The 11368-nt window shown below is 54.9% G+C and carries 12 protein-coding genes; 4 read left to right on the forward strand and 8 right to left on the reverse strand.

The genetic code is table 11. From position 1 onward, the window contains the following. The first annotated feature begins 329 nt into the window (after window positions 1-329). Window positions 330-1190 carry an MSCRAMM family protein gene (locus O9H32_RS02885; RefSeq protein WP_269864281.1) on the forward strand — a complete coding sequence of 287 codons (861 nt, stop codon included), beginning with the start codon at window positions 330-332 and terminating at the stop codon, window positions 1188-1190. A gap of 608 nt (window positions 1191-1798) precedes the next feature. On the opposite strand, the gene sufB is transcribed toward O9H32_RS02885, so the two are convergent. From sufB to O9H32_RS02915, 6 genes are all read right to left on the reverse strand, one after another. After that, window positions 1799-3196, reverse strand: a complete 1398-nt coding sequence (gene sufB, locus O9H32_RS02890; protein WP_269864282.1) for a Fe-S cluster assembly protein SufB — start codon at window positions 3194-3196, stop codon at window positions 1799-1801. 21 nt (window positions 3197-3217) lie between these two features. Continuing rightward, window positions 3218-3649, reverse strand: a complete 432-nt coding sequence (gene sufU / locus O9H32_RS02895; RefSeq protein WP_269864283.1) for a Fe-S cluster assembly sulfur transfer protein SufU — start codon at window positions 3647-3649, stop codon at window positions 3218-3220. Then, window positions 3636-4862 carry a cysteine desulfurase gene (locus O9H32_RS02900; RefSeq protein ID WP_269864284.1) on the reverse strand — a complete coding sequence of 409 codons (1227 nt, stop codon included), beginning with the start codon at window positions 4860-4862 and terminating at the stop codon, window positions 3636-3638. The genes sufU and O9H32_RS02900 overlap by 14 nt, the downstream gene beginning before the upstream one ends. After that, on the reverse strand, window positions 4859-6166 hold the full coding sequence (gene sufD / locus O9H32_RS02905; RefSeq protein ID WP_269864285.1) for a Fe-S cluster assembly protein SufD: 1308 nt from the start codon (window positions 6164-6166) through the stop codon (window positions 4859-4861). Before sufD ends, O9H32_RS02900 begins: the two co-directional genes overlap by 4 nt. Before the next feature lie 29 nt (window positions 6167-6195). Continuing rightward, the gene (gene sufC, locus O9H32_RS02910) at window positions 6196-7026 is read right to left on the reverse strand and encodes a Fe-S cluster assembly ATPase SufC (RefSeq protein ID WP_269864286.1); all 831 of its coding nucleotides are present in this window, start codon (window positions 7024-7026) and stop codon (window positions 6196-6198) included. A gap of 144 nt (window positions 7027-7170) precedes the next feature. Beyond that, complete coding sequence (locus O9H32_RS02915; protein WP_269864287.1) at window positions 7171-7752, reverse strand: DUF1802 family protein; 582 nt, start codon at window positions 7750-7752, stop codon at window positions 7171-7173. Between the two features lie 187 nt (window positions 7753-7939). Between O9H32_RS02915 and O9H32_RS02920 the strand changes: the two genes are divergently transcribed. Next, window positions 7940-8119, forward strand: coding sequence for an asparagine synthase (locus tag O9H32_RS02920; RefSeq protein ID WP_269864288.1), 180 nt, complete (start codon window positions 7940-7942; stop codon window positions 8117-8119). Between the two features lie 112 nt (window positions 8120-8231). On the opposite strand, the gene O9H32_RS02925 is transcribed toward O9H32_RS02920, so the two are convergent. Then, window positions 8232-8429, reverse strand: a complete 198-nt coding sequence (locus O9H32_RS02925) for a hypothetical protein (RefSeq protein WP_269864289.1) — start codon at window positions 8427-8429, stop codon at window positions 8232-8234. A 222-nt stretch (window positions 8430-8651) separates the two neighbouring features. Between O9H32_RS02925 and mtnK the strand changes: the two genes are divergently transcribed. Both mtnK and mtnA read left to right on the forward strand, forming a co-directional pair. Next, complete coding sequence (gene mtnK / locus O9H32_RS02930; protein WP_269864290.1) at window positions 8652-9857, forward strand: S-methyl-5-thioribose kinase; 1206 nt, start codon at window positions 8652-8654, stop codon at window positions 9855-9857. A gap of 44 nt (window positions 9858-9901) precedes the next feature. Further along, complete coding sequence (gene mtnA, locus O9H32_RS02935; protein ID WP_269864291.1) at window positions 9902-10981, forward strand: S-methyl-5-thioribose-1-phosphate isomerase; 1080 nt, start codon at window positions 9902-9904, stop codon at window positions 10979-10981. Window positions 10982-11154: 173 nt separating this feature from the next. Here the strand turns inward: mtnA and O9H32_RS02940 are convergent. After that, window positions 11155-11368, reverse strand: a 214-nt coding sequence (locus O9H32_RS02940; RefSeq protein ID WP_269864292.1) for a transposase, incomplete at its 5' end; no start/stop codon positions are given.

Raw genomic sequence — 11368 nt, forward strand, 5'->3', positions numbered from 1 at the left:
GGATGGGACAGGAGAGGAGGAGCTATGCACATCGGGCACTTGGAAACAAAAAGGTACGGCCTGCCTGTATAGGATAATCACCATGCTGTAGCGGGTCACAAGCTCTACTTCAGCGCCGCAGCTGGCATAGACACCGGAAGCCGCTGGCGGACATGCGCGGCTGAGTATCCGCCCGCTACTTTTCAGTGAAGGACATTTGGTTGGGGAACAACAAAGAAGCCCCTGATCACCAGGAGGTTCTTTGGGTTGTATAGACGTTTAACCGTTTCGGGCTTAGGGTTGGTCATCATAAGATATGGATAGAGCCCCCAACCCGAGGAGGTGGTATCATGGCTATAACCGATCGATATACACTTCATCCCAGTCCGCTGATCTCACTGAGCGGCCGGGATGCGGAAAGCGTAAATATGCTGCTTGAGCCTGCGCCCGATTCTGATTCAGGTAATGTCTCGGGTATAGTGCGCCTTAGCAATGGTGACCCTGTTGATTCTGCAACCGTTATGCTGTACACACAGAGTGGTATACCATTCGAACATACAAACAGTAATGCTGTCGGGCGCTTTATTTTTCCCCGGGTGCCTGTTGGATCCTATTTTATTACTGCGACCGAGCCTTCCTACTTAACACCCAACCGTATATCGCTTTCAGTCATAAGGAACCGATCTACAGAAGTTGACATCATTATGCAGACCGACCCTAATGGACAGAAAAATGCTATCTTCGGGACCTTAAGAGCCACCGTCGGAGGAGCGGCAATCCAGGACGCTACCGTTGAGCTTTACCAAGTCATCGGGACCACTCCACAGCTAGTCGGTATCGTTTCTACAAACGCAGAAGGACAGTATTTAATCGCTGATCTAAATCCGGGTACATTTTTCATAACAGCAAGCAAGGCAGGTTATCTTTCAAGCCAAAGCGCACCATCAACTTTACAGAATAGAGACTATGCTCCCTTGGATCTAATATTGGCAGCAGATCCTGATGCATTAACAGGTACCATTAGTGGTGTGATAGCGGAAAGTGGAACAGGTAGTCCTATCCCCGATGCCATTGTGGCTCTCTACGCAATTAACAATGGATCAGAGTCAATCGTCGATATTACCCGAACCAATGCGGGTGGCTTTTATGGTTTTGGTGACTTGATATCAGGAACGTACCGTATTAAAGCAACCGTCCAGGTACAGACCTAAATATGAAAACTATTGAGCAATCAGCATGCGCGACGAGTGAACCCATTGAACTGGCACCAGGAGAAAATATGACCGTGAATTTCATTTTTCCCCAAAATGAGAATGATCCTAAGCATCACAGGATAAGGCCAAATAAAAAAACTCGAAAAAGAAAAAGAACTGCCAAAAAGAAACCGTGTAGGAAAAGAGAGAGATCTATTGCCGTTTCTTTTTGCCTTACAGTTAGACGTAAGACCATTCTATATACGGCAAAAATTTCGTTTAAAGTTTGTGACGAATGAACAAGGCAGAATCGAACGACAGAGAATGCAAGTCAATTTAGAGGAAAGACATAGATGCAGTTCGAGATGTAACCATAAAGGTATAAGTATTCATACTTCCCTTAAAGTGAAACAAAACAAAAGATATATTGCTGAGAAGAATTGCCAAATTCAATGTTAAGAGTACAACAAAGAAGCCCCAATCTATCTGGAGGCTTCTTTTGTTTGTAAACTATCGTGTCTTGGTCCGAGCGCCTCAACTCACAGCGAACACGCATCTGCATGTGACAAAAAAATAGAGGACGATGCGATCGCCCTCTACGAAAATTATGTTCATACTAATTTAATTTAACCGATCGAACCTTCCATCTCGAACTTGATGAGACGGTTCATCTCAACGGCATACTCCATCGGCAGTTCCTTCGTGAACGGCTCGATGAAGCCCATGACGATCATCTGTGTCGCTTCCGCTTCGGTCAGGCCGCGGCTCATCAGGTAGAAGAGCTGATCCTCGGATACCTTGGAAACCGTAGCTTCGTGCTCCAGCGTGATGTTGTCGTTCATGATCTCGTTGTATGGAATCGTATCGGATGTCGATTCGTTATCCATAATGAGGGTGTCGCACTTGATGTTCGCTTTGGAACCTTGGGAGTTCCGGCCGAACGAAGCGAGACCGCGGTAAGTTACCTTGCCGCCGTGCTTGGAGATCGACTTCGAGATAATCGTCGAGGTCGTATCCGGTGCCAGGTGAGTCATCTTCGCGCCCGCATCCTGATGCTGCCCTTTGCCCGCGACAGCAATGGAGAGGACCATGCCTTTGGCGCCGCGCCCCTTCAGAACTACGGCCGGATATTTCATCGTGAGCTTCGAACCGATGTTGCCGTCGACCCACTCCATCGTGGCGTTCTCTTCGGCTACCGCACGCTTGGTCACGAGGTTGTAGATGTTCGGTGCCCAGTTCTGGATCGTGGTGTAACGTACACGGGAGTCCTTAAGGCACAGAATCTCTACTACCGCACTGTGAAGGGAGTTCGTGCTGTAGACCGGCGCTGTACAGCCTTCTACATAGTGCACGAAGCTGCCTTCGTCCGCTACGATCAGCGTACGCTCGAACTGGCCCATGTTCTCGGAGTTGATCCGGAAGTACGCCTGAAGCGGGATTTCAACCTTCACGCCCTTCGGCACGTAGATGAAGGAACCGCCGGACCATACAGCACTGTTCAGCGCGGCAAACTTGTTGTCGCTAGGCGGGATGACCGTACCGAAGTACTTGCGGAAAATCTCGGGGTATTCGCGCAGTGCCGTGTCGGTATCCATGAAGAGGACGCCCTGATCTTCCAGTTCCTTCTGCATGCTGTGGTATACCACTTCGGACTCGTACTGGGCGGATACGCCCGCAAGAAATTTCTGTTCGGCTTCGGGAATCCCGAGCTTGTCGAACGTTTCCTTGATCTCGGTCGGTACTTCCTCCCATGTCTTGCCTTGCTTCTCCGAAGGCTTAACATAGTACTGGATGTCATTAAAATCGAGATCATCCATGTTGCCGCCCCATGTCGGCATATCCATCTTGAAGAACTGCTCCAGCGATTTCAGACGGAACTCGAGCATCCACTCCGGCTCGCCCTTCATTCGGGAGATTTCCATAACGATTTCCTTGGTCAAGCCCTTACCGCTTTGGAATATCGACTTATGCTCGTCGCGGAAGCCGTATTTATAGTCTTCCATTTCCGGCATTTTCTTTGCCATGATTCCTCGCCTCCTTTGGTATTACTGGTTCTTCGACTGTTCGATGCCCTTGCGCAGAGCATTCCAAGCCAAGGTTGCGCACTTGATCCGCGCAGGGAATTTATTGACGCCCGACAGGGATTCGATGTCCTCGTACTCGAACTCGACGCTCTCGCCCTTCATCAGCCCGGAGAAGTTCTCGGCCATCTCCAGCGCCTCCTCGATCGTCTTGCCTTTGACGGCATCGGTCATCATGGAAGCGGACGACAGGGAGATCGAGCAGCCTTCGCCGATGAACTTGGCCGCCTTCACGCGGCCCTCTTCCACCTGCATCTGCAGCTGGATTTTATCGCCGCAGGTCGGGTTGTTGAGATCGATGCTGACGGCTTCTCCCTCAGCGAAGGTTCCCCGGTTCCGGGGGTTTTTATAATGATCCATAATGACGCGGCGGTACAAATCATCAAGAGATTGCATGACCGAAGTACTCCTTTGTTTTGATAAGGGCAGTGATCAAACGGTCAACGTCGGCTTCGTTATTATACAAATAAAAGCTTGCTCTCGCCGTGGCCGTCACATTGAGCCAGCGCATCAGCGGCTGGCAGCAGTGGTGTCCTGCGCGAACCGCCACGCCTTCGGCATCAAGCACCGTGGCCACATCATGCGGATGAACGTCATCCAGATTGAAGGTGACAAGTCCGGCACGGTCCTGCCCGGGGCCGTAGATCGTCAGACCCTCGATCTCAACCATACGTTCCAGCGCATAGGAGGTGAGCTGCTTCTCGTGCTTATCGATGTTCTCCATGCCGATGCTCTCGAGAAAATCGATAGCGGCAGCGAGCCCTACAGCTCCTGCGATGATTGGAGTGCCGCCCTCGAACTTCCACGGGAGGTCCTTCCATGTCGAGTTATACAGCCCTACATGGTCGATCATCTCGCCGCCGAATTCGATCGGCTCCATCTCCTGAAGCAGTTCCTTCTTGCCGTAGAGCGCACCGATCCCGGTAGGCGCGCACATCTTGTGCCCGGAGAGGGCATAGAAGTCGCAGTCCAGATCCTGCACATTCACTCTAAGATGCGGCGTGCTCTGCGCTCCGTCGACAAGCATCTTCGCGCCGTGACGGTGCGCAATCGCCGCTATCTCCTTGACGGGGTTGACTACGCCGAGAACGTTCGAGACATACATGACGGAAACCATCTTGGTCTTCTCCGTAATGGTTTTCTCGACATCCTCAAGCGAGATCGATCCGTCTTGCTGAAGCGGAATATATTTGAGGACCGCACCCGTCGCCTGGGCCACCTGCTGCCAAGGGATCAGGTTGCTGTGGTGCTCCATCGGGGTGATGACAATCTCATCCCCTTCCCCGCACACCGATCTGGCATAGGAGGAGGCGACCAGGTTGATGGCCGTTGTCGTCCCGCGTGTAAAGATAATCTCTTCCGTGGACCGGGCTCCGATGAAGCGGCGGAGTTTCTCCCTCGCCCCTTCATAAGCGTCGGTCGCCCGGGAGCCCAGCGTGTGCACGCCCCGGTGCACGTTGGCATTATCCCACTCGTAGTAATGCTTGACGGCCTCAATGACAGCTGTCGGCTTCTGCGATGTCGCCGCCGAATCCAAATATACGAGCGGATGGCCGTTCACTTCCTGATGAAGAATCGGGAACTGTCGACGGATCTCCTCGATATTCATTGGCCCAGTTTCCTTTCGATGAGAAGCTGCAGCTGCGAAGCTACGAGCTCCAGAGGAATGTCGGAGACAACGGGTGCCAGGAAGCCGTAGATGATCAGACGCTCGGCTTCGGCCTTCGATACCCCGCGGGACATCAGATAGTATACCTGCTCCGGGTTCACTTGGCCTACGCTTGCCGCATGGCCTGCCGTTACGTCATCTTCGTCGATCAGGAGGATCGGGTTGGCGTCACCGCGCGCTTTGGGACTCAGCATCAGGACTTTCTCCGTCTGCTCGCCGTTCGCTTTCGTTGCGCCCTTCTCGATCTTCGTGATGCCGTTGACGATCGCAGTCGCTTCATCGCGCATAACCGCGCGTGTGATCATCTGGCTGTCGGAGCTGCGGCCGAAGTGAACCGCACGGGTCGAGATGTTCAGCTTCTGGTCGTTCGTCCCGACACAGATGACCTTGGCGTCGGACGTCGAGCCGTTGCCCTTCAGAACCGAAGAGGTGTCGGACATCGCGTTGCCGTAATGCATCTCGCCGATGATCCATTCGATGGCCGCGTCGTTCTCCACTACCGCACGGCGGTAAGTCAAGTCCGTTACGGTGTTGTTCAGATTGTGAACCGAAGCGAAAGTCACTTTCGCCCCTGCGCCCACGACCACTTCCACCACGCCATTCTGTACGAGTCCGTTCAGACTGCCTTCGGAGACGAAGTTATCGACGTAGGTTACCGAAGCATGCTGCTCGGCGACTATCAGGACATGCGGCGAGAAGCTCGCTTCCGCGTCGTCGGTCAAGAACAGCGCTTGGACGGGTACTTCGACGTTCACATTCTTCGGCACGTAGAGGAAAACGCCGCCGCTCCAGAGTGCTGCATGCAGCGCTGTCAGACGGTTCTCATCCTTCTTCACTACGGAGAACAGATACTTCTGTACCAGGTCTCCGTGCGTACGGACGGCCTCTTCCAGCGAGCAGAAGACAACGCCTTGGGACCGGAGTGATTCGGCGAGTGCGCCGTAGACTACCGAAGAGTTGCGCTGCACGAGCACGTTATCCGGCTGCCCGTCGTTTTGCAGCAGCAGTCTTGCCGTTTCGGGCAGTTCGCCAAGGTTCGCGAGCGGCGCCGAGGTTTTATAGGATCCGAAGGAACTCAGGTTCCAGCGGTCGATTCTTGTTTTCTCCAATGTAGGTAATTCCAGCGATCCGGCCAGCTCCAGCGCTTCTCCGCGCAAGGAAGTAAGCCACTCGGGCTCCTGCCTCGACTTCGAAAGCTCCACCAAGCTGCTGCGATCGATAGGAAGAACAGTTTGCGTACTCATGGTTAATCCTCCTGTTTCTCTCGCTTCGCTTAGTATTTGGGTGCGGTCGTGTTCATCGGCATTTTGAATTCTTCTTCATCCTGTCCGACGCGCTCATCCACAATGCCCAGCTCTTCCTTCACCCAGTCGTATCCTTCGTTCTCGAGGCGTTCCGCAAGCTCCGGCCCGCCGGACTTGACGATACGGCCCTGCATCATGACGTGGACGAAGTCTGGCTTGATGTAGTTCAGCAGGCGCTGGTAGTGCGTGATGATCAGGAAGCCGCGCTCTTCCGAACGCATGCTGTTCACGCCGGCACCGACGATCCGCAGGGCGTCGATATCAAGGCCCGAGTCGATCTCGTCGAGGATGACGATACCCGGATCGAGCATCAGCATCTGCAGAATCTCGTTACGCTTCTTCTCGCCGCCGGAGAAGCCCTCGTTGAGGTAACGGTGCATGAACTCCGGATTCATTTCGAGTTCTTTCATTTTCGCTTCCATTTGGCGGATGAACTTGATCAGCGAAATTTCGTTGCCTTCGCCGCGGCGGGCATTGATCGCACTGCGCAGGAAGTCAGCGTTGGTTACGCCGGTAATCTCGCTCGGATACTGCATTGCGAGGAACAGGCCCGCACGGGCTCTCTCGTCCGTTGCCATCTCAAGCACGTCTTCGCCGTTCAGCGTGACGCTTCCTTCCGTTACTTCATACTTCGGATGGCCCATCAGCGTGGAAGCCAGAGTACTCTTACCTGTACCATTCGGTCCCATGATGGCGTGAACTTCCCCGCCCTTGATCGAGAGGCTGAGCCCCTTCAGAATCTCTTTGCCTTCGACAGTAGCTTTCAACCCGTCTATAGTGAATTGTGGTGAATTAGCCATTCGTTGTACTCCTCCGGTTTCGATTTATTATCTTCTAATAATCATTACAAAATGATTATCAGTGATTCTCATTGATATTACCTTATTATAACGTACCCATTCCAATCAATAAAGCCCTAAGAGGCCCTTTTCATAAAGATTTCATTAAAGTAAGGAACGGAGCCGTGTCGCTTTTTGCTCGAACAATTCGTCGGAAAGCACGGGTTTTCGGGGAATTCCGTCCAGTTTCTCGCCCGGAAGCGGGATCCACGATTTACAACCATTATATTCTTCCCGAATTTCAATTGTTGCCGGGTTTTCCAGCTCATATACCCGCAGCAGCATGACGTGGAGCGGTTTCGTCTTCTTCCATTTGAGCCGCTCTTCGGCGAACCGGTCAGTCCAGATGTGCTCGTCCCTCAGCTTGGCGAGCGTCTCCCCGTCCTCGATCAATATATCTTCCACCAGCTCCGCGTAACAGGTAATCGTTATTTCCGTTTGACCTGCGGACCAGCCCTGCGTGCTGCGGTCCACGCTTTCCTGATACTCCGGCTTCATGAGTTCCTTACGCTGATGCTCGTAGGTCGGATACAAGTAGAAGCTATCCGATTCCACTTGAAAGTCCCTTGTCTCCTCGCGGATTCCCCCTTTGCGCATGATGAGAATTTGCTCCCCTTGACGCAGGGCCTCAAGCGCAGCCGCCCACTCCTTCAGACCGATAGCCTGTACACTGGATTCTTCCGCCATGCCCCAGCCCCCTCTCCGAATTCTCTATACTGACATAGGAAAAGCCATTACATCATTATAGAATTCCCTCCATAACATTGCAATTCCCGTTCGGCATAAAATCAATCGCAAAAAACGATGCTAAAAGAGCTGCCGGCAGAGCGCCGGTCTCGTAACTCATCCTAACGTTCCAAGGAGTGTGATGGTCATGCGCGAAGGTTTAATTCCAACGGTACTCGGTACAGCCGTAACGGCTTCGGGTGCTGCCCTGCGGGGCAAATACCCCATGGCGGCGGCAGCTGTCGTAGGTTTCGGGCTCGCCCACGTCGTGCTAGGCACCATTGATCTGGTGGAATCCCGGAAGAGAAACCTGAACGACCTGCTCTAGAGCAAGCGCAGCAAAAAAGGAAAAGGGAAGGCGCCACTGCCCTCCCTTTTTGTCGTATGCTCCTATGAACTCACCCGTCATCCCCATGTCTTATCCACACTGTGCCGGACGTTCAATGGTGATCCGCAGGGTTCCTGACCTGCCGGTATATATACTCATTCTCGCTCTTCAGGGCCGCTTCGTCTACCTGTACGTACTCCGCCCGGAAGAGGCCCGGGGCACCCTGCCCATCCGCCGGCTGGCTGGGCATCAGCCAAGTCAAGATCCATATGACGGCCAGCGCCGCCCCTGCGAGCCACAGACTATCCATCCGCTCTCTCATCCGTTCTCCTCCGCCCGGATTGCGTCATATCTTTATTATCCCGGGCCTGAGTTAACCGCACGTCATGCCCATGTGAAACTTTTGTAAAAAAAGAGGGCCGGAAGCGAAATGGCGGGCGACACCCCACCGCTCCTCCTTCCAACGGAGCCCGGTTTCCTTTATACTAGGAACAAATGATAGTTTGCTTATCCAATAAGGAGGAATAATTTCATGACTGCCTATCATCCCCTTACGGAAGCCGAAGCCGTCGAGTATGCGCGCAAGCTTCCGGACCTGTTCGGCACAGGCTCCGAACTCGTATCACGTGAAATCGGCGACGGGAATCTCAATCTCGTCTTTCATATCTCCGAGCCGTCCACTGGCCGCAGCATCATCCTCAAGCAGGCGCTGCCGTATGCCAAGGTCGTCGGCGAGTCCTGGCCGCTGACGCTGGACCGCGCCCGTATCGAGAGCGAAGCCTTGGTCATCCAGGAATCACTGTGCCCGGATCTTGTCCCTCACGTCCATGCCTATGAATCCGACCTGGCACTGACCGTTATGCAGGACCTCAGCGACCATGTTATCATGCGCCGCGGCCTCATCGAGGGGAACCGATACCCGCTGTTTGCCGGACACATCGGGCGGTTCTTGGCCCATACTCTTTTTTACACCTCGGATCTCGGCCTGAATCAGCAGGAGAAGAAGGAGCGGGTAAAGCGGTTCATCAATCCCGAGCTGTGCAAAATCACCGAAGACCTCATCTTCGACGATCCTTATACGGACTCCCCTAACAACAATGTGCCGCCGGCGATCCGCGATGCGGTCGGAGCGGTCTGGGGAGACGCGGAGCTGCATCTGGAAGTGGCCATCCTCCGCAACAAATTCCTGACGAATGCACAGGCGCTGCTCCACGGGGATCTGCACACCGGCAGCATCTTCATCACGGAGTCCTCAACGAAGGTTATCGATCCCGAATTCGCCTACTACGGACCTATGGGCTTCGACATCGGAGCCGTCTTCGCCAACCTGCTGCTGAACTTCGCCGCACAGGAAGGCTGGAGCGCCGATAAGGCCTCGCGCAGCGACTTCCGCGCCTACCTGACCGGAACCATCCGCAATACGTGGGAGAACTTCGAGCGGGAATTCCGCCGCCTGTGGGATGCGCATGGCGTCGACCGCGTGTTCCATACGCCGGGCTATCAAGACTTCTACATGAAGAGCCTGCTCCAGGATACCTTCGGTTTCACGGGTGCCAAGATGGTGCGCCGTGTCCACGGGCTCGCCCAAGTGGCCGACATCAACCAACTGGAGGATGCCGCAGCCAAGGAACGGGCCCAGCGCATCGCCCTCTCCATCGGCACCACGCTGATCAAATTCAACCGGCAGGCTTCTTCCATCGAGCAGCTGATCGAGATCGCCGACAAAGCGGTCTACTAGGGAGCACGAACTAACTATAGAGAGCAAGAGGAGTGAGCATGGCTATGACTGAATCAATGCAACAAGCAGCGGACTGGCTGCAATCCGTGCGGTGGAATTCGCTGGAGGACCGGCTCGATCTGCTCGACCAGCGGCTGCTGCCTGACGAGATCGTCTATCTCGAGCTGACCACCTCCGAGCAGGTATGGGACGCTATCAAGCAGCTGGCGGTCCGGGGGGCGCCCGCTATCGGCATCGCCGCCGCCTTCGGGGTATACCTCGGCATCCGCGGTGTAGAGGGCGGCCGGGAAGAACTGCTCGCCGAAGCCGGCCGGCAGTGCGATTACCTGGCGACGTCGCGGCCAACGGCAGTGAACCTGTTCTGGGCGCTCGACCGGATGCGGGCCCGCGCCCAGGCGCTGCTCGGCGAAGGAAGCGACACGGCATCGGAGACCGCCAAGGAACTGCTGCTGGACGAAGCCCGGGCGATCCAGGCGGAGGACGAAGAGACATGCCGCCTGATCGGCGAGCATGCGCTCGAGCTCTTCCAGGACGGCATGGGCGTCCTGACGCACTGCAACGCGGGGGGCCTAGCCACGGCCCGCTACGGCACGGCACTGGCGCCGATGTACCTGGCGCAGGAGAAGGGCATCGCCCTCAAGGTGTTCGCCGATGAGACGCGGCCCGTCCTGCAGGGTGCCCGCCTGACGGCGTTCGAGCTGCAGCAGGCCGGCGTCGACGTGACCTTGATCTGCGACAACATGGCCGGCGCCGTCATGGCGAAGGGCTGGATCCAGGCCGTCATTGTCGGCACGGACCGCGTGGCCGCGAACGGCGACGTCGCGAACAAGATCGGCACGTACAGCGTCGCCGTCTTGGCCAAGGCGCACGGCATCCCGTTCTACGTGGCTTGCCCGATGTCGACGATCGACCTCGGCACGCCGACAGGCGCCGACATCCCGATCGAGGAGCGGCATGAGGACGAGATTACCCAGGGCTTCGGCAAGCGCACGGCACCGGCCGGGGTGAAGGTGTACAACCCCGCGTTCGACGTGACGCCGAGCGAGTATGTTACGGCGATCATCACCGAGAAGGGCGTCGTCCGCGCCCCTTATGCCGAGAACCTGAAGAAGCTGTTCGAGTAGCCGAGCGCCGCCGTACAGCACAGAAAGACCGTATCCCGGGGGGAGGCCACTGAAGAACTAACGCTTTTTCATCGGGAGTCTCATAGAAGTTACAAAAAAGACATCTGCCTCCATTTTTTAGGGAGCAGATGTCTTTTTTAATGGCTCAAAACGGGTTTGCCCGACTCGTTTTTTCATTCTACCAGTTTCAATATCCGTTTAAGATTTACAGCGAATATGGCCATTGCACCTTGCATTTCCATGCCTAGCAGACCCGAGGATGTCGCGACATCATACCCGTGCCTATGTTTGAGCTCGCTGTTCTTTGCTTCAATCTTGTAGCGCTCTTTGGATTTCGCCTTGAAATGCTCCGTTTCCTGGAATGCCATTTGTTCCGAGTGTGCTTCA

The sequence above is a fragment of the Paenibacillus caseinilyticus genome (assembly GCF_027533645.1).
GTDB classification, from domain to species: Bacteria; Bacillota; Bacilli; order Paenibacillales; family NBRC-103111; genus Paenibacillus_G; species Paenibacillus_G caseinilyticus.

Coding starts and splice junctions, on each gene's coding strand:
- O9H32_RS02885 (WP_269864281.1), top strand. CDS start 330: ATGGCTATAACCGATCGATATACACTTCATCCCAGTCCGCTGATCTCA.
- sufB (WP_269864282.1), bottom strand. CDS start 3,196: ATGGCAAAGAAAATGCCGGAAATGGAAGACTATAAATACGGCTTCCGC.
- sufU (WP_269864283.1), bottom strand. CDS start 3,649: ATGCAATCTCTTGATGATTTGTACCGCCGCGTCATTATGGATCATTAT.
- O9H32_RS02900 (WP_269864284.1), bottom strand. CDS start 4,862: ATGAATATCGAGGAGATCCGTCGACAGTTCCCGATTCTTCATCAGGAA.
- sufD (WP_269864285.1), bottom strand. CDS start 6,166: ATGAGTACGCAAACTGTTCTTCCTATCGATCGCAGCAGCTTGGTGGAG.
- sufC (WP_269864286.1), bottom strand. CDS start 7,026: ATGGCTAATTCACCACAATTCACTATAGACGGGTTGAAAGCTACTGTC.
- O9H32_RS02915 (WP_269864287.1), bottom strand. CDS start 7,752: ATGGCGGAAGAATCCAGTGTACAGGCTATCGGTCTGAAGGAGTGGGCG.
- O9H32_RS02920 (WP_269864288.1), top strand. CDS start 7,940: ATGCGCGAAGGTTTAATTCCAACGGTACTCGGTACAGCCGTAACGGCT.
- O9H32_RS02925 (WP_269864289.1), bottom strand. CDS start 8,429: ATGGATAGTCTGTGGCTCGCAGGGGCGGCGCTGGCCGTCATATGGATC.
- mtnK (WP_269864290.1), top strand. CDS start 8,652: ATGACTGCCTATCATCCCCTTACGGAAGCCGAAGCCGTCGAGTATGCG.
- mtnA (WP_269864291.1), top strand. CDS start 9,902: ATGACTGAATCAATGCAACAAGCAGCGGACTGGCTGCAATCCGTGCGG.